This window comes from Streptomyces sp. NPDC047869 (genome assembly GCF_040704065.1).
Lineage (GTDB): Bacteria > Actinomycetota > Actinomycetes > Streptomycetales > Streptomycetaceae > Streptomyces.
The window spans coordinates 161,524-182,733 of sequence record NZ_JBEYRK010000004.1; the positions used below are offsets into that span (position 1 = coordinate 161,524).

Genomic DNA, 21,210 nt, shown 5'->3' on the forward strand with positions numbered 1-21,210 from the left:
ACGGCACTGGCATTGAGCCTTCTCAACCTGCATCAGCAGTACGCCGTTGGGCTGACAACAGGATGAAGCCCCTGGTAGGTGGGTTTTCAACCAAGATCACCAGTCTGTCAGGAGCTTCCGCGTGCTTGTCTACCCGTCCGGTATCGACCTGTCCAGCCGCTCTCTGCAGCACCTATCCGGTCTCCTCGCAGGCCACCGTCGACGGATCGGCTCCCGCTGGCGTCGCCTGACCTGTGGCCGGCAGGCCGTGCTCGTCCTGGCCCACCTGCGATGCGGCGACACCTACGCCCGCCTCGCAGCAGGTTTCCGCGTCGGAATCGCGACGGTCCACCGGTACATACGCGAGGCCGGGCGCCCAGACGGTATCTCCCCTGTTCAGGGGGTTGGTCTTTCACCCTGTGCGGGGGCGCCGCCCCTCCGTGTATGAACTCTGACCCGGTGCCTCCCGGACTGCTGCTCGACGCATCCATCAGCGAGGACGGTCAGACGTTGGGGACCTGCAGCTTGTCCCAGCTGATCTTGCCGGGGATGCCGTTGGCATCGTCACCTGCGAGGCCGAGCTTTCGCTGAAAGGCGGCGTAGGACTTCACATCGCCCGGGCCCCAGACGTCGGTGTTGGCGCTCGACTGGTACCGGTTGCAGCCTTCGGCGACGAGCCGACGGTGCATTGCGGCAATGATCGGCGATTTCCGTCCGGTCTGGAAGAACGACGCACCCGGGAACGGCTCGGTGTGCGGCCCGGGGGCGGGGTGTGAATCCTTGAAGTGGTCGTACGCCTCCTGAGCCGCCGCGAGGACCTTGTCGTAGATCTTGTCCATGTACGGGCCGGCGCAGGCGGTCGAGGACCAGTGGTGGTGGTAGAAGAGGTTGTTCCTGCTGGGGCGTTCGCCGATCACCTTGGCGAAGTGCCAGCCGGCGAGACGTGCGGCGTTCTTCCAGGTGGCCTCGGTGATCGTCCAGCCGGGCGCGAGCGTTTCGTTCGCCATTTCGATGCTGACGGTGCTCTGGTTGCCGGCCGTGTCGCCGACGGCCCAGGCGTACTCGTTCACCTTGACGTACTGAGCGACGGCACCGGCGGCGTCCACGTCGAAGTGGGCCGAAGCCGGACGCGTCTTCCAGACGTTGAGCACACCCTGGTGTGAAAGCCGGGCGCCGTTGTGGTGCAGCGTGACCGACGTTTTCCTGTAGGACTTGTGGGTGACGTGGCCCGTCGCGCTGAGCTCGTCGATGAGGTTCGAGACGGCACGGTCGTAAGCGATGGTGGCGGTCACTTGGAGTCCTCCGCGTCGTTCTCGACGTCGTCCTCGGCGAAAGCGACGAAGTCGCTCTCCGGAAGGTCGTCGAGGTTGTCGGTTCCGGGTCCATCGCCGGTATCGGTCTTCTCGAGGGCCGCCTTCACGTCCTCGTCGTCGAAGTTCTTCTCGAGCATGACGCTGCCCTTTGAGTTCCACAGATTTCGCGTCGCCGGTTTACGTTGGACGAGCGGCCGGCGAGGAATTCTCGCGTCGCCGCTCCTCCACTCGCTTCTGCGACGCCATGGCCTCGGCCTCTAGACGTGGGGGACCTGCAGCTTGTCCCAGCTGGTCTTGCCGGGGATGCCGTTGGCATCGTCACCTGCGAGGCCGAGCTTTCGCTGAAAGGCGGCGTAGGACTTCACATCGCCCGGGCCCCAGACGTCGGTGTTGGCGTTCGACTGGTACCGGTTGCAGCCTTCGGCGACGAGCCGACGGTGCATTGCGGCGATGATCGGCGATTTCCGACCGGTGTGGAAGAACGACGCCCCAGGGAACGGTTCGCAGTTGGTGGGGCCGGCGGGCCCGCCATCCATGTACTTCTTGTGGGCCCCGCTCACGAACGTGGACCATTGGTTCCAGTTGTGTGCGTCCTTGATGGCCTTTGCCGTCTTGGCGTTGTAGAGCGGGTCCTTGAGCTTTCCCTCAATCCTGAGCGTGTCCGGTGGGGAGAACTGCCCTGGATGCTTGAGGGAGCGTATCTGGAAGAGACCAATGGACGGCCCCCACTTGTGGTCGACCAGACCCTGGTCTCCGATGATGTCTGGGTCTCCTTTGGACTCTGCCATGGCGACGGCCGCCGCGATTTTGATGTCATTGCCGGTGAACCCGGCCTGTTTGGCGAGGGCGCGCAGCTCGGTCAGGCTCATTGTCATTTTCGACGCCCCTCCAACTTGTTGATCAGACTTTTGATCAGAAGTCATGCCCACATGGCGCATCACGGTGGGATCGAGGAACCGGGAACTGCCCGGAATTCGAACCGGGAGGAGATATTGCCGAAATGTGATAACTGTGCCTGCGGGTTAAGGGATGAGATTCCGCCGCGAGCTTCCCCTAATTGACACGCATACACATAGGAGGTCACGGATCCTCTCAACCGCGCCTCCGTGGAGTACGGGGCGGCTTTACGAGGCGTGAAAAGGTCACTTATTGCCACCATATGACAATGCCAGGGGTCGCGCAAACAGAGCGCGGAGGGCTGAAGCTGCCGGAGGCCTTCCATTGGGAGATCGACCCGCTTGGAGGACGGGAACGCTGCCGAGCCCCTACACCTCACTTTTGATCAAGAGGTCTGACTGCCGGCATGAGGGAAGCCGCGCTGAAGGTGCCCTGGGAGTGCCCTGGGAGAGGCGGCAGTTGGAAGGTTCCCAGCTCAGGTTGCTGTTCTTACACCCTGTGCGGGGGCGCCGCCCCTTCGCACGCCGTCCGCGGAGACTTTTCAGCTACGCCGGGAAGGCTGCCGCTTGTTGGCGTCGGTCGCCGCCCGAACCGGCCCGAAGCCGTTGTGCCCTTGGTGTGCCCTCCGGGCCCGGATGGCGACGGGTCAGGTCCGGTGGCAGCCTGGATTACAACACCTTTCTTTTTCACAGGAGGTGGAGTGTCCGTGCGGAGCCACATGTCGCGCACCGGAAGACTGCTGAGCACCGTCGCGGTCGCCGCCCTGTCGGCCACGTTCTTCCCTGCCGTCACGGCCTCTCCCGCGGCGGCCGTGACCTGCGACCCCGCCGCCGCCAACCGGGCCCCGACCGCCGGGACGATCACGCAGGCGAGGGCTGCCGTGATCTGCCTGATCAACGCGCAGCGCACACAGCGCGGGCTGCCTTCCCTCGCCATCAACCAGGCCCTGACGAACGCGGCCCAGCAGCACGCCGTCGCGGCCGTCCAGCTGAAGTGGTGGGGACCGGGCCAGGACCCGCACCGCAACCCGCAGACCGGCTCGACACCGCAGAGCCGTATCCAGGCCGCCGGATACTGTCCGAACCCGCGCTCGTGGGAGTTCAACGAGATCACGTACACCGGGTGGGGTGGATCGGGAACTCCGCAGGCCGCCGTCAACTGGTGGATGAACAGCCCCGGTCACCGCGCCATCATCCTCAAGCCGTCGCTGCGCGAGATCGGTCCGTGGGCCCAGCCCGGCTCGGCGGACCGGGCCGGAGCCTCGTCGTCCAGCGCCGGCACGTACGTCGTGACCTTCGGACGCTGCCAGCAGTGAACGCCCCGTCGAGTCACGGGCGTTGACGGGGCACTCCCGACAACCGGGGCGGGCGGGGCGACCGTCGTACCCGTATCCCCGACTTCCACAGGCCCACCGTCCTAGTGTGGGCTGATGCGCGCACGCCATATCGACCGGCCGGCCGATCTCGACGTCGTCCGTGAGTCCTATGACCATGTGGCCGACAACTACGCCAAGATGGTGGTGACGACGGGCATGGGCGACATCCGTCGCCATCCCTGGCTCAAGGCGTCGATCGACGCCTTCGCCGACACCGTGGGCGAACTTGGGCCCGTCCTCGACGTCGGATGCGGCCCCGGCACGGTGACCGGCTACCTCGCCGAACGCGGACTCGACGTATCCGGGGTGGACCTCTCTCCCCGCATGATCGAGAACGCGCGCCGTCTGCATCCGCGATGTCGCTTCAGCGTCGCCTCCGCCACCGAGCTCGAGCTCGGTGAAGCCTCCCTCGGCGGCGTGCTCGGCTGGTGGTCACTGTTCAACCTCCCCCGCGACGTCCTTCCCCAGGTACTCGCCCATTTCGCGTACGCCCTGAAGCCGGGCGGGCACCTCATCACCGGCACACACGTCGGCGACGAGGACGCGATACGCACCGAGGCGTACGGAGGAGTGCCCGTTCGCTGGACCACCCACAAGTGGCGGCCGGAGCAACTCGTGAACCTGATCGAACAGGCCGGGCTGAACCCGGTCGCCGAACTCCGGCTCCCCGCGGACGAGTGGAGCGGACCGGGCGTGGTCGTCATGGCCAAGCGCCCCGGCTGAGGACCCCGGGCCCGGGAGGCAGCACCCTGGGCTGCGCCTGCTCCCTGTCGCTGCCCGGGTTCTGCCGGTGCCGAGGCCGGCCGGAACCGTGCCACGCGGTCGGCGGAACCACCTCGGCCGGGCGCGGAAACTCAGGTCTGCCCGAGCGCGTCGTCCGGGTATGGTCGGGCGGTGCCCGAGCTGAGGCGGCTGCAGGCCGGTGATGCCCCAGCGGTGCTGGCCTTCGAGCTGGCGAACCGCGCCTACTTCGCTGCCTCGGTCTCCGACCGCGGTGACGAGTTCTTCGCCCGGTTCACCGACCGCTTCGGCGCCCTGCTGGCCGAGCAGGAGGCCGGTATCTGCGCCTTCTACGCGCTCGTCGCCGAGGACGGCTCGGTTCTGGGCCGGTTCAACCTGTACGACGTCGAGGACGGCACCGCCGAGCTCGGCTACCGGGTCGCGCGGCATGCCGCCGGCCGCGGTGTGGCGACCGCGAACGTCCGGGAGCTGTGCCGGCTGGCGGCGGTGCGGCACGGGCTGCGCACACTGCGGGCGGCCGCCTCTCACGGCAACGCCGCGTCCCACAGGGTGCTTGCCAAGGCCGGGTTCGTTCCCGTCGGTCCGGCCGACCCGGCCCACCTCGGTGGGAAGACCGGCACCTGCTACCAGCGCGACCTGGCTCTCCAGCAGTAGACCGTCATGTCGCCGCGGGAAGCGTGGTCCCGGCGCCTAAGCTGGACCCGCCGGGTTCCGGGCCGAGCCGGCGGCCCGTACGGCCTGTGCCGTGAGGAGGGGCCCGTATGGGCTGGACCGCGCAGGACATCCCCGACCAGGGCGGACGCACCGCCGTGGTCACCGGTGCCAACAGCGGGCTCGGTTACGTCACCGCGCGGGAGCTGGCCCGCAAGGGGGCCCGGGTGGTGCTCGCCTGCCGCGACGGGGCGCGGGGGAGGGACGCCGTCGAGCGGCTGCGGGGCGAGGTGCCGGGCGCCCGGGTGGAGCTCGGCCGGCTGGACCTCGGGGACCTGGCGTCCGTCCGGGAGTTCGCGGCCAGACCGCCGTACGACCGGCTCGACCTGCTCGTGAACAACGCCGGTGTGATGGCGGTGCCGTACGGCACGACCGCCGACGGGTTCGAGAGGCAGTTCGGGACCAACCACCTCGGGCACTTCGCGCTCACCGGACTGCTCCTGCCCGCCCTGCTGGCCACCCCCGGCGCCCGGATCGTCACCGTGTCCAGCTTCATGCACGTTCTCGCCAACATCGATCCGCGCGACCTCAACAGCGAGCGGCACTACCGGCGCTGGACCGCCTACGCCCGCTCCAAGACCGCCAACCTGCTGTTCACGCACGAGCTGTGCCGGCGGCTGGCCGCCCGCGGCTCCGGCGTCGTCGCGGCCGCCGCGCACCCGGGGTACGCGGCCACCAACCTCCAGACGGCCGGACCGCGCGCCGAGGGGCGCCGGGGTGCCGAGCGGATGATGGAACTGGGCAACCGGGTCTTCGCCCAGCCGGCGGAGGCGGGCGCGCTCCCCTCGCTGTACGCGGCGACCGCGCCCGGCGTACGGCCCGACTCGTTCTGGGGACCGTCGTTCGCGATGTGGCGCGGCTCCCCGGCGCCGTCCCGCCGCGCGCCCTGGACCCTGAACGACGAGGCGGCGGCCCGGCTCTGGGCCGCCTCCGAGCGGCTCACGGGCGTCCCGTACGACGCCCTGCGGGCCTGACCGGCCGACGCGACGACGGGACGGTGCCGCCCGGGTCATCGCTGTGCCCGGGAGCACCGTCCCGCCCGCCGCCTCAGGCGCCGCGCACCTCGTACGCCGTCACCCGGACCGACTCGTCGTCCAGGCACTGCCCGGTCTCCAGGTCGAAACGCTGCTTCAGCAGCGGGGAGGCCACGAACGGGCGGCCCCGGTGGGTGCCGGTCAGGCCGCGGGAGAGGACGGCGGCGCCGCCGAACGGGTCGCGGTTGTCGATGCCGTACAGCCGGTCCGCGCGGTCCCGGAACACCGCCACCTGGCGGCCGTCCGGCAGCAGTGCGGCGATGCCGCGGCCGGGCACCAGCCGGTGCAGGTCGCACACGGTGAACCAGCCGTCCTCCAGCCGGAGCTGGACCAGCAGATCGGTCGTCTCGGGTGCCAGGGTCATCGCTGGGCGCTTCCTTCCAGAACGTCGTCGGCCGGTCGCAGGCCGATGGACAGCAGCGGCAGATCGGGCTTCATCTGGTCGCGTTCGGGTACGAAGGCGACCACCGGGTCCGGGGTGTCCGGGGCGTTCACGAAGGACACGAACCGGGCCAGCTTCTCGGGGTCGTCGATGGTCTCGGCCCACTCGTCCCGGTAGTGCGCGACATGGGCCCGCATCAGGGCCTCCAGGTCGTCGCAGATGCCGAGGGAGTCGTGCACCACCACGTCCCGCACGTGGTCCAGGCCGCCGGGGATCCGCTCGAGCCAGGTGGAGGTGCGCTCCAGGCGGTCGGCGGTGCGGATGTAGAACATCAGGAACCGGTCGATCAGCCGCACCAGTTCGGCGTCGGACAGGTCCTGCGCGAGCAGGTCGGCGTGGCGTGGGGTGGCGCCGCCGTTGCCGCCGACGTACAGGTTCCAGCCGTTGGACGTGGCGATGACGCCGAAGTCCTTCGACTGGGCCTCCGCGCACTCCCGGGCACAGCCCGAGACGGCCGACTTCAGCTTGTGCGGGGACCGCAGGCCCCGGTAGCGCAGTTCCAGGTCGATCGCCATCCGGACCGAGTCCTGCACGCCGTAGCGGCACCAGGTCTGCCCCACGCAGGACTTCACCGTGCGCAGCGACTTGCCGTACGCGTGGCCCGACTCGAAGCCGGCGTCCACCAGGCGGGCCCAGATCAGCGGGAGCTGCTCCACCCGGGCGCCGAACATGTCGATCCGCTGACCGCCGGTGATCTTCGTGTAGAGGCCGAAGTCCCGGGCGACCTCGCCTATCACGATCAGCTTCTCGGGCGCGATCTCACCGCCGGGGATGCGCGGCACGACCGAATAGGAGCCGTTCTTCTGCAGGTTGGCGAGGAAGTGGTCGTTGCTGTCCTGCAGGGCCGCCTGCTCGCCGTCCAGCACATAGCCGCTCGCGCCGATCGCCGGGGCGAGCGAGGCGATGACCGAGGCCACCGCCGGCTTGCACACCTCGCAGCCGTCACCGCCCCGGGCGTCCTCGCGGCCGTACCGGTCCAGCAGTTCCTGGTAGGAGGTGAGGCGCAGGGCGAGGACGATCTCGTACAGCTCCTCGCGGGTCTGGGCGAAGCAGCCGCACAGGCCCTTGTCGACCTCGACGCCGGAGGCCTCCAGCTCGGCGGTGACGAGCTGCCCGAGCACCTTCACGCAACTGCCGCAGCCGGTACCGGCCTTGGTGCACTTCTTCACCTCGGGCACGGTGGTGCACCGGTGTTCGGTGACCGCGCCGCGGATGGTGCCCTTGCTGACGTTGTGGCAGGAGCAGACGATCGCCTCGTCCGGCAGGGCCGACGGGCCGAGCTGGGCCCCCGAGTCCGCTCCGACGGGCAGGACGAGCGACTCGGGGGAGATGGGGGGAACCGAACCGGTCAGCGCGCGCAGGGTGCCGTACGCCTCCGCGTCGCCGACCAGGATGCCGCCGAGCAGGGTGCCGTCCCGGCCGATGACCAGCTTCTTGTACAGGCCCGCGCGGGAGTCGGAGTAGACGACGTCCAGGCAGTCCTCGGTGGTGCCGTGCGCGTCGCCGAAGGAGGCCACGTCCACGCCGAGCAGCTTCAGCTTGGTGGACAGGTCGGCGCCGGTGAAGGACGCCTCGTTCCCGGCGATGGCCGCCGCCGCCGTCTCCGCCTGCTCGTAGCCGGGGGCCACCAGGCCGTACACCCGGCCGTCCGACGCCTGCGCGCACTCCCCGATCGCGAACACGTGCGGGTCCGAGACGGTACGGCACTGATCGTCGACGGTGATGCCGCCGCGCTCGCCGACCGCCAGACCGCAGTCCCGGGCCAGCTGGTCGCGGGGGCGGACACCGGCGGAGAACACCACCAGGTCGGTGGCGAGTTCGGAGCCGTCGGACAGCTTCATGCCGGTGACCGCGCCGTCCTCGCCGACGACGACCTCCTGCGTGCCCACACCGGTGTGCACGCTCAGCCCCATGTCCGCGATGGTGCGCAGCAGTGCCGCGCCACCGCCCTCGTCCACCTGCACCGGCATCAGGCGCGGCGCGAACTCCACGATGTGGGAGGTGAGTCCGAGGCCCTTGAGCGCGCCCGCGGCCTCCAGGCCGAGCAGACCTCCGCCGACCACCGCGCCGGTGGTCGCCCTCGTCCGCGCGTACTCCTCGATCGCGAGGAGGTCCTCGATGGTCCGGTAGACGAAACAGCCGGCGGCGTCCTTGTTCGGCACCGGCGGCACGAACGGGTAGGAGCCGGTGGCCAGGACGAGGACGTCGTAGCCGATCACCAGACCGGAGCGGGCCGTCACCTCACGGGCCTCGCGGTCGACCGTCTCCGCCGGGTCGCCGACGTGCAGCTCGATACCGTGCTCCTTGATGAACTCCATGTCGGTCATGGACAGTTCCTCGGGCGTGCGGCCCGAGAAGTACGAGGTGAGCTGCACCCGGTCGTACGCCGGACGCGGTTCCTCGCACAGCACGACCACGCGGTGCGTGGCGGTCAGGCCGCGCTCGGCGAGCGCTTCCAGGAAGCGCTGGCCGACCATGCCGTGGCCGACGAGCAGGATCGTGGGGGTGGCCCCCGGGGTGGCGGTCATCAGGAGCCTCCATCGTTGGTGAGCAGGTGAAGCAGGGGGCCGTCACCAGGGAGCGGCTCCGCTCCCTCCCAGGCGCGGGCGAGCGCGCCGACGGTGCCGAGTTCGCCGATCAGGACCCCGCCGACCAGCCGGTCGTCGCGGACGACGACCTTGCGGTAGGTGCCCCGGGTGGCGTCGGCGAGCTGGACCACGTCGTCGCCGGGGCGGGCCTCGGTCTCGCCGAACGCGGCCAGGTCGAGGGGGGATTCGGGTCCGGTGAGGGTGAGCCGGGTCAGCGAACGGGTCCCCGAGTAGCGGGCGCCGGCGGCGCCGGCGAGCAGGGCGGCCAGCGCCTCGGCCTGTTCCAGCGCCGGGGCGGCGAGGCCGTAGACCGTGCCGTCGTGCTCGGCGCAGTCGCCGATGGCGCGGATGTGCGGGTCGGAGGTGCGCAGCTCGTCGTCGACGAGGACGCCCTTGCGGACGGCGAGGCCGGCCTGTTCCGCCAGACCGGTGCGCGGGTGGACTCCGCAGGCGAGAACCACGAGGTCGGCGTCGAGTGCGTACCCGTCGGCCATCTCCACCGAGCGGACCGCGCCGCCGGCACACCGCACGTCCCGCACCCGGCACTCGGTGTGCACCTCGACGCCAAGGTCCGTCAGGTGCCGCAGCACCAGCCGGGAGGCGTTCGGGTCGAGCTGGCGTTCCATGAGCCGCTCGGCCTGCTGGGCGAGCACCACCTGAGCGCCGCGCACGGCCAGCGCACGGGCCGCGGACACCCCGAGCAGCCCGCCGCCTACGACGACCGCCCGCGCGCCCGGCCGTACCGCCTTGGACAGGCCCAGGCAGTCGTCCATGGTGCGGAACGCGTGGACGCCTTCGGGAAGCTGACGGTCGCCGGTGAACAGCCCGCGCAGCGGCGGCAGCACCGGGTTGGAGCCGGTGGCCAGCACCAGGGTGCCGTATCCGATCTGTGAGCCGTCGGCGCACCGCAGCCGCCGGGCCGCCCGGTCGATGCCGGTGACCCGGGCGCGCCGGAGCCCGCCGGGCACGGGAAGGGCGATCACCTCCGGGGCGTACCGCCCGGCCAGCACCTCGGCGAGCAGCACCCGGTTGTACGGCCGGTGCTCCTCCTCGCCGACGAGCAGCGCGGGCGTGCCCAGCTCACCGAGCCGCCGGGCGAGCCGTACGCCCGCGAGGCCGGCGCCGATCACCACCACACGCGTATTCGAGGTCATGCAACGCAGCGTGCGGCTTCGACGTTACCCGGCCGCATCACCTCTGTTTCCCGCGGGGAACGCTGCCCTCAGCGGTGCCGGGCCGGGGGTGTGAGGGTCCCGCGGGACGCCCGGGGAGGGCTGTGAGGTGCGCGAATGCCGGATCGGGCGCACCGCGCCGGCCTCGGCGAGGGGCGTCAGCGGCTGCCGGTCAGGTGGGCGAAGACCACCACGTTGCCCTGGTACCCGGTGGCCTTCGAGTAGCCGCCGCCGCAGGTGATGACCCGCAGCTCGGGCCGCTTGGCCGCCCCGTACACCTTGTCGTCGGGGAAGGCGCTGGCCGGGTACACCTCCACCGCGTCCACGGTGAACACGGCCACGCCGCCGTCGCGCCGGTCGATCTCGACGGTGGCTCCGCGCTTCAGGGCGCCCAGGTCGTAGAAGACGGCCGGGCCCTCGGTGTTGTCCACATGGCCGGCGACGATCGCGGTGCCCCTCTCGCCGGGGGTGGTGCCGGCCTCGTACCAGCCGGCGAGGTTCTTGTTCCCGGCGGGCGGCACGTCCAGGCTGCCCGCGGGGGTGAGGCCGAGGCCCGTCAGCGGGGCGTTCACCCGGATCGACGGGATACGGATGCGGGTCGGCGGGGAGGGGGCCAGCGCGGTGGCCCCGAGCCGTTCCTCACCCGGGTCGGACCGGCCCTCGGCGGCTGCCGGCTGCGGCGGCGCGTGCGTCACGTCAGGGCCGGCGAGCAGCCACGCCCCCGAGCCGAGGGCGACCACGGTGACGGCGGCTATGGCGGTGTCCCCGACTCTGCGCATGAGATCCCCTCTCTCCGGGGCGCACCCCGAACGGGCCCTTCGGAAACGGTTCGGCCCGCCACGGGGCGGACCCCCTCCCCCTCCGGGCCGCGAGGGGCGTCGGACCCGGAGGGGGCGGGATGTGCGGTACCGGCGGACGGACAGCGGAGGGTGTCCGTCAGATCCCGTCGCCTCTCGCCCGGCGATGCAGGAGCCAGGTACCGCCCGCGGCGGCGACGGCCAGAGCCGTCACGCCCGCCGCGGTCTGCACGGGGTCGGTGCCGAGTGCGCCGCCGACCCCCGTCTTCACGCTTCCCCGCGGCCGCACCTGTTCGTGCGCCGCGCCCATGCGCGCCGTGCTGAGCGCCACCACCAGGTCGCCGGTGATCTGCCCGTCGCCCTCGGCGCACTTCGCGACGATCTCGTACGTCCCCGGCTGGGCGCCCTCCGGCACCTGGAACCCGCCGACCGCCTCGCCCGCGTTCGTGCCGGGCGCCAGCATGAAGGTCCCGGCGCCGACCGCGCCCGCGTCGGCGATCGCGGTCGCCTTGCGGCCGCATGCCGCGGTGTTCACGGTGACCTGGCCGCCGGGCACCGCGGTGGCCGGGTTGACCTGCAGGCCGCCGGTCCCGGCCGCGGCCGGGGCGCCCCGCAGGCGAGCCGCCGCCTCGTCGGCGTGGGCCGGGGCCGTGGCGAGTCCCGCCGTGGCCACGGCGAGCGCCGTACCGGTCAGCAGACGGGCGGTGCGTCGCATGGTGCTCCCCAGGGCTTGTCCGTCTCGTTCCTCCGACTCGTTCAGGGGCACGCCCCTGCCCTTCCGAGGAAAATCGCAGTCGGGCCGCGGCGCTTGCTGACGCTCGGTCAACAACGCGCTGAACGGGTGGCGCGCGGGACCCCCACACGGGCTAGCGGAGATGAATCGTGCCTGGTCAGAGGCGTACGAGAGAGGCTCGGGGAAGAGCACACGAATGGCGCGCGGGGCGGGGGTGAACGGGTGACCGGCCCCTCGCGAGGCGGCGGGGACCCGCCGCGCCGGCGGCCGGCACGGCGGGCGGGAGCGGACCGGTCGCGCCGCACGGCGCATGAAGAGGGCGGCCGCCCCGGTACCCACTGGACCGGGACGGCCGCCCAACGCGCATGCCGTCGACGCCTAGTTGACGTTGACCGCGCTCCACGCGGCGGCCGTCGCGTTGTACTCCGCGCTGCCCGCGCCGTAGAGGTCCTTGGCGGCGTTCAGGGTGGCCGTGCGGGCGCCCGCGTAGTTCGTGGACGACGTCATGTAGACCGTCAGCGCCCGGTACCAGATCTTGCCCACCTTGTCCCGGCCGATGCCGGTGACCGTCGAGCCGTTGGACGTCGGGGAGTTGTAGTCGACGCCGTTGATGGTCTTCGCGCCGCTGCCCTCGCTCAGCAGGTAGGCGAAGTGGTTGGCGACGCCCGAGGAGTAGTGGACGTCGAGGTTTCCGACCGACGAGCTCCAGTAGTCCGCGGAGCTGCCGTCCTTGGACGGCTTGTCCATGAAGCGCAGGGCGGCCTTGCCGAAGCCCGGCTTCACGATCTTCTCGCCGATGAGGTAGTCGCCCTGGTCGGAGGAGTTGTTCGCGTACCACTCGACCATCGTGCCGAGGATGTCCGAGGTGGCCTCGTTCAGGCCGCCGGACTCGCCCGAGTAGGTCAGCGCGGCCGTCTTCGACGTCACGCCGTGGCTCATCTCGTGCCCGGCCACGTCCAGCGCCACCAGCGGCCCGAAGGTGGTGCCGTCACCGTCGCCGTAGGTCATGCAGAAGCAACTGTCGTCCCAGAAGGCGTTGTTGTAGTTGCTGCCGTAGTGGACGCGGTTGTACGAGCCCTTGCCGTCGCCGGCGATGCCGTTGCGGCCGTGGACGTTCTTGTAGTAGTCCCAGGTCTCGTTGGTGCCGTACTGGGCGTCGACGGCGGCCGAGGCGCGGTCGGCGGTGCTGCCGGTGCCCCAGTGGTTGTCGGCGTCCGTGAACAGGGTCGCGGGGGCCCGGCTGAAGCAGATGCCGAAGAAGCACAGGTCGGTCTTGCCCTCGGCGTCACCGGTGTAGGTGTTGCCGCGGGTCGGGTCCTTCAGCTGGTACGAGGAGCCGGACTGCGTGGTCTCCAACGGGACGGTCCCGCTGTACAGCGACTTGCCGTCGCCGGTGGCGGTCTCGATGCTGTCCCAGGCGTCGATCTGGGCGCCGGTGCGGGCGTCGGTCAGCACGGTCCGGGCGACCGGGTTGCCGAGCGTGTCCTGGCCGACTGCGTTGGTGCGCCAGGCGAGCTTCGGGGTGCCGTGCAGGGCGTCGACGACCAGCTCGGGCTTCGCCTTCACCTGCCGCAGCTTCTCGCCGAGGTTGGCGGCCCGCAGGGCGTTCACCGCGAGGTCGGCGGCCCTGGGCGCGGACAGCTTCGGGGTGGTGGAGGGGACCGAGATCCTGGTTCTGGTCGCGCGGTCGGCGCCGCGGTAGGAACCGTTCGGCGCCAGGTGGACGACGAAGTCGCCGCCGAGCACCGGAAGCTGACGGTACGTACGGTCGTACCGGACGTGCTGGGTGCCGTTGCCGTCGACGATCACGTCCCGGACGCTGGTGTCCTGGGCGGAGGTCAGACCGAGGCTGTTCGCCTGTGCCAGGATCGCCGAGGCCGCGTTCTCGACCGCGGTGGCCCGGGTCGGGCGGCCGTCGGCGTGGGCGGCGGGGGAGAGGGCGGCGGCCAGGAGGGCGGCGGTGGTGGCGGCGACGCCGGCGGTGGCGAGACGACGGGAACCCCGGATGTGCTGACGTATCCGACTCATCTGTCTCCTTGGGGGAGGCGCCTTCGAGGCGTGGGGGCGGGGGGCGCTGTGTTGACTGAGATTTAAGGGGCCATGACATGTCATGTCCATAGCGCCTTCATGGAGATGTGTGAGAAGGCGGCGTAGGAGGAGAATCGTTTCCGTGATCACTCCGGACGCCCTGGACTCCCTGCCGTTCTTCGTCTACGGCACCCTTCGCCCCGGCGAGCGCAACCACGACCTGTTCCTGCGCGGCCGGACGGACCGCGAGGAACCGGGACGATTCCTGGGCGCGGCGCTGTACGAAGGCCCCGGCCACCCCTACGCCGTCGAGGAGCCCGGCGGCACGGTCAGCGGCGAACTCGTCACCGCGTCGGGGAAGTCCTACGCCGGGCTCCTGGCCGAACTCGACCGCCTGGAGGAATACACCCCGGGCAGCCCCCACAACCTCTACGAACGGGTCGCCCGCCCCGTCGAACGCCCCGACGGCACGACGGCCCGCGCCTGGGTCTACCTGGCGGCCCCCGCCGTCGCCACGCGACTGCGGACCGGGGGACGGCGGATAGCGAGCGGGGACTGGCTGGAACGCGGCTGAGGCGGGCCGGGCTTGGCGGCTGTCCGGCGTTCTAGGCGGGTGGCCCGAGGAACTCCACCCGTACCGCGCAGGACTTGAACTCGGGCATCTTCGACGTCGGGTCCAGGGCCGGGTTCGTGAGGGTGTTGGCCCGGCCCTCGCCCGGCCAGTGGAAGGGCATGAAGACCGTGTCGGGGCGGATCGCGGTGGTGATGCGGGCGGGGGCCACGGCGCGGCCGCGCCGGGAAACGACCGCCAGCGGGTCGCCCTCGGCCGCGCCGAGGCGGGCCGCGAGACGCGGGTGGAGCTCGACGAACGGGCCGGGCGCGGCCGCGTTCAGCTCGGCCACCCTGCGGGTCTGCGCCCCCGACTGGTACTGGGACACCACCCGGCCGGTGGTCAGCAGCAGCGGGTACTCCGCGTCCGGCTCCTCCGCACCGGCCCGGTGCGCCACGGCGGCGAACCGCGCCCGGCCGTCGCCGGTGGCGAAACGGTCGAGGAAGAGGCGGGGGGTGCCGGGGTGGACGGGCGGCGGGGCGGCCCCGTCCGGCGCGGGGGCCCCGGTGGCCGCACCGACGGCACCGGCGCTCTCGGCCGGCATCTCCGGGCAAGGCCAGAACACGCCGTTCTCGTCCGCCAGGCGGCGATAGGTGATGCCCGAGTAGTCGGCGGGGCCGCCCGCGCTGGCGCGGCGCAGTTCCCCGAAGACCTCCTCCGGGTCGGTCGGGAAGCCCTTCTCCACACCGAGCCGGGCGGCCAGGCCGTGCAGCACCTCCAGGTCGCTGCGGACCCCGGCGGGCGGGGCGACGGCCCGGCGGCGCAGCAGGACCCTGCCTTCCAGGCTGGTCGTCGTGCCCGTCTCCTCGGCCCACTGCGTGACCGGCAGGACGACGTCCGCCAGTTCGGCCGTCTCCGAGAGGACGACATCGCACACGGCCAGGAAGTCCAGCGAGCGCAGCCGCTCCTCCACATGCGTCGCGCGCGGCGCCGACACCACCGGGTTGGACCCCATCAGCAGCAGCGCCCGGATGTCCGTGCCCAGCGCGTCCAGCAGCTCGTACGCGCTGCGCCCCGGGCCGGGCAGGCTGTCCGGGTCCACGCCCCACACCTCGGCCACGTGCCGCCGCGCCGCCGGGTCGTCCAGCTTGCGGTAGCCGGGCAACTGGTCCGCCTTCTGGCCGTGTTCACGTCCGCCCTGCCCGTTGCCCTGCCCGGTCAGGCAGCCGTACCCGGACAGCGGACGGCCCGCCCGGCCCGTCGCCAGGCACAGGTTGATCCACGCGCCCACCGTGTCCGTCCCCTTGGACTGCTGCTCGGGCCCGCGCGCCGTGAGCACCATCGCGGACTCCGGCTCGCAGAACATCCGCACCGCCTGCCGCAGTTGGGGAACGGACACCCCCGTGATCCGTTCCACATACTCCGGCCAGTGCGCCATCGCCGCCGCCCGGGCCTCCTCCCAGCCGGACGTGCGCTTCTCGATGTACTCCTCGTCCGTGCGGCCCTCGGCCACCACCAGGTGCAGCAGGCCCAGGGCGAGGGCGAGATCGGTGCCCGGCCGGGGCGCCAGGTGCAGATCGGCCTGCTCGGCCGTCTTCGTGCGGCGCGGATCGACGACGATCAGCGTGCCGCCGTTGGCACGCAGTTCGCTGAAGAAGCGCAGCGACGGCGGCATCGTCTCGGCGAGGTTGGAGCCGACCAGGACGACGCAGCCGGTGCGCGGGATGTCCTCCAGCGGGAACGGCAGCCCCCGGTCCAGGCCGAACGCCTTGGTGCCGGCGGCCGCCGCCGAGGACATGCAGAACCGGCCGTTGTAGTCGATCTGCGAGGTGCCGAGCACCACCCGCGCGAACTTTCCCAGCCCGTACGCCTTCTCGTTCGTCAGCCCGCCCCCGCCGAACACCCCGACCGCGTCCGGCCCGCTGTGCGCACGCACCCCCGACAGCGCCCCGGCGATCCGGTCCAGCGCCTCGTCCCAGCCGGCCTCCACCAGCTTCCCGCCGGACCGCACCAGCGGCGAGGTCAGCCGGGCCGCCGGCGACAGCACCTGGGCGGCCGTGCGGCCCTTGCCGCACAGCGCCCCCCGGTTCACCGGGAAGTCCGGCCGTTCGGTCACCTCGACGCCACCCCGGGGCAGAGGCGTGATGTTCATCCCGCACTGCAGGGCGCAGTACGGGCAGTGGGTGGGCGTCGAGGTGGTCTCCATGCCGACCAGCGTGCTTCCGCAGTGTTACGGCCCGCGGCGGCTCCTTGTTACACGGCCGGGAAGCGGACCTCCCCGCGCCCGCCCGCCCGCCGTGAGGACCCGGTCACCGGCCGGACGCGAGCGCCCGCGCCACGCCGGGCTCCTTCGGCCCGAGGAACCGCGGATCCGGCTGGAACACCGCGTCCAGCACCGCCTTGCCCGCCGCGAACACCTCGCGCGTGCCGCCGTAGTACCAGGTCGCGTCGTGCTTGGCGTCGACCCCGAGGCCGTACGAGTCCACCCCGGCCGCCTCGCACAGCGCCACCGCCCGCCGGATGTGGAAGCCCTGGCTGATCAGCACCGCCCGGTCCACCCCGAAGATCTTCCTGGCCCGCACACAGGAGTCCCAGGTGTCGAAGCCCGCGTAGTCGCTGACGATGCGCGCGTCCGGCACCCCGTGCCGGGTCAGGTAGGCGCGCATGGCGTCGGGCTCGTCGTAGTCCTCGCGGCTGTTGTCCCCAGTGACGAGGACCGCCTCGATCCGCCCCTGCCGGTACAGCCCGGCCGCCGCGTCCAGGCGGTGCGCGAGGTACGGCGACGGCTCCCCGTCCCACAGCCCGGCCCCGAACACCACCGCGACCTCGGTGCGCGGCACGTCCGCCGCGGTCCGCAGCCGGTCCGCCGTCGACACGTACAGCCAGGTCGCCGGCAGCAGCGCCAGCACGCACCCGGCCATCACGGTCTGCACCAGGTGCCGCCACCCCCTGCGGGTGCGCGGCAGCCGCGGTCGGCGCGTCTTCATGCGGTCCCCCCGGTGATCGGTTCCGACCAGAAGGACGCGGGTCACGGGGATCCGGTTCGCCCGGACGACCCGGTTCGCCCTCACAGCGTGCATCCGTCCGAGGTGAAGCCGCGGAAAATACCCGTGACCGCCCGGCAACGGCGGCGCAACGAACCCACGTCAGGATCGTTCCATGACGGCGTCGAACCCACTCAGCGACGAGTCCACCCTCCACCTCGACAGCACGGCGCACCTCATGAACAGCATCAGCAGCCGGCTCGCCGACCGGCTCAGGCTCGTCTCGCCGAGCGGACGCCGCCGCCCCGCCCCGGCCCCCACGCCGCCCGCCCTCGTCCTGGTCGCCCACGGCAGCCGCGACCCGCGCGCGCTGCGGACCGTTGGGGCCCTGCGGGACCGGGTGCGCGAACTGCGCCCCGGGCTCCCCGTCCACCTGGGCCACATCGAGCTGAACGAGCCCCTGCTCCCGGACACCCTGGCCGCACTCGGAGCGGCCCCCGCGATCCTCGTACCGCTGCTCCTCGGCCGGGGCTACCACGTGAAACGGGACATCCCCGAGATGGCCGCCGCCTCGCCCGCACGCACGCGCGTGGCCGCCCCGCTGGGCCCGCACCCGCTCCTGGTGGACACCCTGCACGCGCGTCTGCTGGAGGCGGGCTGGCCCCCGGCCCGGGACGCCGTCACGCACCGGACGGGCGCGGTCGTCCTCGCGGCGGCGGGCTCCCGCGACCCCGACTCGGCCGCCGACACCCGCCGCACGGCCCGCCTGCTCGCCGACCGCCTCGGCGTCCCCGTGATCCCGGCCTACGCCTCGGCGGCCACCCCGACGGTCGGCACCGCGGTGCGGGCACTGGCCGCACGCGGCCGCGACCGGGTGGCGGTCGCCTCCTGCTTCACCGCACCGGGGCGGTTCGCGACCCAGTGCGCCCAGGCGGCGCCGTGGATCGCCGCGGCCCCGCTGGGCGCCCACGAGGCGATGGCCCGGCTGGTCCTGCTCCGTTACGACCAGGCACAGGCACGGACGGAGGCGGACCTGGCGTCGGCCTGAGAACGGGGATGGCGGAACCCCGCGACCCGACCCGGCGGACGATCAGGCGCCCCGTACCCGCCGATTGTCACCACCGCCCCGTACTGTCGAGGCATGGAAGGCACCACAGGTACCGGCACCGCATCCCCCTCGGCCTACGACCCGGCGTCGGCCGAACGCTGGGCATCCGAACCGGACAAACGGCCGGGACGCACCGCCTTCCAGCGCGACCGCGCCCGCGTCCTGCACTCCGCGGCCCTGCGCCGCCTGGCCGGCAAGACCCAGGTGGTCACACCGGGAACCCTCCCCCACTCTCAACTTCGTTCGAGCGGGGGGACCCCCATCCAGGCCTGGGACGCCAGCCCCCGCACGCGCCTGACCCACTCCCTGGAGTGCGCCCAGGTCGGCCGCGAGCTGGGCGCCGCCCTCGGCTGCGACCCCGACCTGGTCGAAGCGGCCTGCCTCTCCCACGACCTCGGCCACCCGCCTTTCGGCCACAACGGCGAACAGGCCCTGAACGAGTTCGCCGACGACTGCGGCGGCTTCGAGGGCAACGCCCAGTCCCTCCGGCTGCTCACCCGCATCGAGCCCAAGCGGTTCACGCCCGAGGGCTCCGTCGGCCTCAACCTCACCCGCGCCGCCCTCGACGCAGCCACCAAGTACCCCTGGCCGCGCGGCGGCCACCCCACCGACCCGGCGTCCGTGAAGTTCGGCGTGTACGAGGACGACCGCCCGGTGTTCGACTGGGTCCGCAAGACCGCCCCCGGCACCCGGACCTGCTTCGAGGCGCAGGTCATGGACTGGTCGGACGACGTGGCCTACTCGGTGCACGACGTCGAGGACGGCCTGCACGCCGGCCACATCGACCCCGACTGCCTGCACGCCGGACCCGAACGGCGGGCGGTGTTCGAGGTCGCCGTCGGCCGGTACGTCCCGGCGGGCACCGACCCCGCCGAGCTCGCCGAGGCCCTCGACCGGCTCCAGGCCCAGGAGTGGTGGCCGCACGGCTACGACGGCACCGCGGTCGCCCAGGCCCGCCTGAAGGACGCCACCAGCCAGCTCATCGGCCGGTTCTGCCTGGCCGCCGAGGGTGCCACCCGGGCCGCGTACGGCGGCGGCCGGCTCACCCGCTACGGCGCCGAACTCGTCGTGCCCCGCGAGACCCGGATGGAGTGCGCGGTGCTCAAGGCGGTCGCCGACCGGTACGTCATGCAGCGTGCCGAGCAGGAGCGGCTGCGCGCCGACCAGCGGGTGGTCGTGGCCGAGCTGGCCGAGGCGCTCACCGCCCGCGCGCCGGACGGCCTCGACCCCCAGTTCCGGGCCCTGTTCGACGAGGCGCCCGACGACCATGCGCGCAAGCGGGTGATCGTCGACCAGATCGCCTCCCTGACCGACGTCTCCGCCCGCTCGCTGCACGCGAGACTGACGGGGCATATCCAGCAGGAAAGTGCCCCCACAGTGGCCTGATCGGGGCACTCCCTCTTCCCGCAGCACGCCCGGTGCGGGACGCTCGCATGTGACGGCACCCTTACGAGGAGGCATCAAGTGGTCGACGCGGATCAGACGTTCGTCATCGTCGGAGGCGGCCTCGCCGGCGCCAAGGCGGCCGAGACGCTCCGTGCGGAGGGCTTCACCGGCCGGGTGATACTGATCTGCGACGAGCGCGACCACCCGTACGAGCGTCCCCCGCTGTCCAAGGGCTACCTGCTCGGCAAGGAGGAGCGGGACAGCGTCTTCGTGCACGAACCCGCCTGGTACGCGCGCAACGACGTCGAGCTGCACCTCGGCCAGACCGTGGACCGGATCGACCGCGCCGCGAAGACGGTCCGTTTCGGCGACGACGGCACCCTCGTCCACTACGACAAGCTGCTGCTCGCCACCGGCGCGGAACCCCGCCGCCTCGACATCCCCGGCACCGACCTGGCGGGCGTCCACCATCTGCGCCGCCTCGCCCACGCCGAGCGGCTCAAGGGCGTCCTGGCCGCGCTCGGCCGGGACAACGGGCACCTGGTGATCGCCGGCGCCGGCTGGATCGGCCTGGAGGTCGCGGCGGCCGCCCGCGAGTACGGCGCCGAGGTCACCGTGATCCAGTCCGCGCCCACCCCGCTGCACGGCGTCCTCGGCCCCGAGCTGGGCAACGTCTTCGCGGAGCTGCACCGCGCCCACGGCGTCCGCTTCCGCTTCGGGGTGCGGCTCACCGAGATCGTCGGCCAGGACGGCGTGGTCCTCGCCGCCCGCACCGACGACGGCGAGGAGCACCCCGCCCACGCGGTGCTCGCGGCGATCGGCGCGGCCCCGCGGACCGCCCTCGCCGAGGCGGCGGGCCTGGAACTGGCCGACCGGGCGCACGGGGGCGGGGTCGTGGTGGACGAACGGCTGCGGACGTCCGACCCGGACATCCACGCGGCCGGTGACGTCGCCTCCTTCCCGCACGCCCTGTTCGACACCCGGCTCCGCGTGGAGCACTGGGCCAACGCCCTGAACGGCGGCCCGGCCGCGGCCCGCGCGATGCTCGGCAAGGACGTCACCTACGACCGCGTGCCCTACTTCTTCACCGACCAGTACGACCTCGGCATGGAGTACAGCGGCTGGGCGCCGCCCGGGTCGTACGACCAAGTGGTCATCCGGGGTGACGCGGGCAAGCGGGAGTTCATCGCGTTCTGGGTCCGGGAGGGCCGGGTCCTGGCCGGAATGAACGTGAACGTGTGGGATGTCACAGAGACCGTCCAGAACCTCATCCGTTCCCGGGCCCGGGTGGACACCGACGCGCTCGCCGACCCCCACGTACCCCTCGACGGCCTCGCTTCCTGATCTCCGCGGCGCGGGGGAGTGTCGGTCC

The 21,210-nt window shown here is 72.1% G+C and carries 19 protein-coding genes and 1 pseudogene; 9 read left to right on the plus strand and 11 right to left on the minus strand.

Annotated features, from left to right (window positions below; genetic code table 11):
* Positions 1-121: 121 nt before the first annotated feature.
* Positions 122-349 (plus strand): annotated as a pseudogene (locus AB0924_RS07575) (transposase family protein); the annotation flags it as partial.
* Between the two features lie 133 nt (positions 350-482).
* Here the strand turns inward: AB0924_RS07575 and AB0924_RS07580 are convergent.
* From AB0924_RS07580 to AB0924_RS07590, 3 genes are all read right to left on the minus strand, one after another.
* A complete protein-coding gene (locus AB0924_RS07580; RefSeq protein WP_366910913.1) occupies positions 483-1,271 on the minus strand; it encodes a peptidoglycan-binding protein in 789 nt (262 codons plus the stop codon).
* The gene (locus AB0924_RS07585) at positions 1,268-1,429 is read right to left on the minus strand and encodes a hypothetical protein (protein WP_358927268.1); all 162 of its coding nucleotides are present in this window, start codon (positions 1,427-1,429) and stop codon (positions 1,268-1,270) included. Before AB0924_RS07585 ends, AB0924_RS07580 begins: the two co-directional genes overlap by 4 nt.
* A 120-nt stretch (positions 1,430-1,549) precedes the next feature.
* On the minus strand, positions 1,550-2,161 hold the full coding sequence (locus AB0924_RS07590; protein ID WP_358927267.1) for a peptidoglycan-binding protein: 612 nt from the start codon (positions 2,159-2,161) through the stop codon (positions 1,550-1,552).
* A 746-nt stretch (positions 2,162-2,907) separates the two neighbouring features.
* Here AB0924_RS07590 and AB0924_RS07595 point away from each other — a divergent pair.
* The 4 genes from AB0924_RS07595 to AB0924_RS07610 all read left to right on the plus strand — a co-directional run bounded on the left by AB0924_RS07595 (position 2,908) and on the right by AB0924_RS07610 (position 5,990).
* Positions 2,908-3,504: a CAP domain-containing protein gene (locus AB0924_RS07595; RefSeq protein ID WP_358927266.1), complete on the plus strand. Its 597-nt coding sequence runs from the start codon at positions 2,908-2,910 to the stop codon at positions 3,502-3,504.
* 114 nt (positions 3,505-3,618) lie between these two features.
* A complete protein-coding gene (locus AB0924_RS07600) occupies positions 3,619-4,287 on the plus strand; it encodes a class I SAM-dependent methyltransferase (protein WP_366910914.1) in 669 nt (222 codons plus the stop codon).
* A gap of 171 nt (positions 4,288-4,458) precedes the next feature.
* Entirely contained in the window at positions 4,459-4,959 is a 501-nt protein-coding gene (locus tag AB0924_RS07605; protein WP_366910915.1) for a GNAT family N-acetyltransferase, read from the plus strand.
* Positions 4,960-5,066: 107 nt separating this feature from the next.
* A complete protein-coding gene (locus AB0924_RS07610; RefSeq protein ID WP_366910916.1) occupies positions 5,067-5,990 on the plus strand; it encodes an oxidoreductase in 924 nt (307 codons plus the stop codon).
* Positions 5,991-6,063: 73 nt separating this feature from the next.
* On the opposite strand, the gene nirD is transcribed toward AB0924_RS07610, so the two are convergent.
* From nirD to AB0924_RS07640, 6 genes are all read right to left on the minus strand, one after another.
* A complete protein-coding gene (gene nirD / locus AB0924_RS07615; RefSeq protein WP_358927262.1) occupies positions 6,064-6,414 on the minus strand; it encodes a nitrite reductase small subunit NirD in 351 nt (116 codons plus the stop codon).
* Entirely contained in the window at positions 6,411-9,020 is a 2,610-nt protein-coding gene (gene nirB, locus AB0924_RS07620; protein ID WP_366910917.1) for a nitrite reductase large subunit NirB, read from the minus strand. Before nirB ends, nirD begins: the two co-directional genes overlap by 4 nt.
* On the minus strand, positions 9,020-10,234 hold the full coding sequence (locus AB0924_RS07625) for an FAD-dependent oxidoreductase (RefSeq protein ID WP_366910918.1): 1,215 nt from the start codon (positions 10,232-10,234) through the stop codon (positions 9,020-9,022). Before AB0924_RS07625 ends, nirB begins: the two co-directional genes overlap by 1 nt.
* Positions 10,235-10,410: 176 nt before the next feature.
* Positions 10,411-11,031: a class F sortase gene (locus AB0924_RS07630; protein WP_366910919.1), complete on the minus strand. Its 621-nt coding sequence runs from the start codon at positions 11,029-11,031 to the stop codon at positions 10,411-10,413.
* Positions 11,032-11,188: 157 nt separating this feature from the next.
* The gene (locus AB0924_RS07635) at positions 11,189-11,764 is read right to left on the minus strand and encodes a hypothetical protein (RefSeq protein WP_366910920.1); all 576 of its coding nucleotides are present in this window, start codon (positions 11,762-11,764) and stop codon (positions 11,189-11,191) included.
* A 396-nt stretch (positions 11,765-12,160) separates the two neighbouring features.
* The gene (locus AB0924_RS07640) at positions 12,161-13,810 is read right to left on the minus strand and encodes a M4 family metallopeptidase (protein WP_358927257.1); all 1,650 of its coding nucleotides are present in this window, start codon (positions 13,808-13,810) and stop codon (positions 12,161-12,163) included.
* A 142-nt stretch (positions 13,811-13,952) separates the two neighbouring features.
* On the opposite strand from AB0924_RS07640, the gene AB0924_RS07645 reads away from it, so the two are divergent.
* A complete protein-coding gene (locus AB0924_RS07645) occupies positions 13,953-14,384 on the plus strand; it encodes a gamma-glutamylcyclotransferase family protein (protein WP_366910921.1) in 432 nt (143 codons plus the stop codon).
* Positions 14,385-14,415: 31 nt separating this feature from the next.
* On the opposite strand, the gene AB0924_RS07650 is transcribed toward AB0924_RS07645, so the two are convergent.
* Both AB0924_RS07650 and AB0924_RS07655 read right to left on the minus strand, forming a co-directional pair.
* Positions 14,416-16,566 (minus strand): molybdopterin oxidoreductase family protein, encoded by a 2,151-nt coding sequence (locus AB0924_RS07650; RefSeq protein ID WP_366910922.1) that lies wholly within the window; start codon positions 16,564-16,566, stop codon positions 14,416-14,418.
* 103 nt (positions 16,567-16,669) lie between these two features.
* Positions 16,670-17,347, minus strand: a complete 678-nt coding sequence (locus AB0924_RS07655; protein WP_366910923.1) for an ElyC/SanA/YdcF family protein — start codon at positions 17,345-17,347, stop codon at positions 16,670-16,672.
* Positions 17,348-17,519: 172 nt separating this feature from the next.
* Here AB0924_RS07655 and AB0924_RS07660 point away from each other — a divergent pair, with 172 nt between their 5' ends.
* The 3 genes from AB0924_RS07660 to AB0924_RS07670 all read left to right on the plus strand — a co-directional run bounded on the left by AB0924_RS07660 (position 17,520) and on the right by AB0924_RS07670 (position 21,182).
* Positions 17,520-18,392, plus strand: a complete 873-nt coding sequence (locus AB0924_RS07660) for a sirohydrochlorin chelatase (RefSeq protein WP_366910924.1) — start codon at positions 17,520-17,522, stop codon at positions 18,390-18,392.
* A gap of 93 nt (positions 18,393-18,485) precedes the next feature.
* A complete protein-coding gene (locus tag AB0924_RS07665) occupies positions 18,486-19,838 on the plus strand; it encodes a deoxyguanosinetriphosphate triphosphohydrolase (protein ID WP_358927252.1) in 1,353 nt (450 codons plus the stop codon).
* 78 nt (positions 19,839-19,916) lie between these two features.
* On the plus strand, positions 19,917-21,182 hold the full coding sequence (locus AB0924_RS07670; RefSeq protein WP_358927251.1) for an FAD-dependent oxidoreductase: 1,266 nt from the start codon (positions 19,917-19,919) through the stop codon (positions 21,180-21,182).
* Positions 21,183-21,210 lie beyond the last annotated feature (28 nt).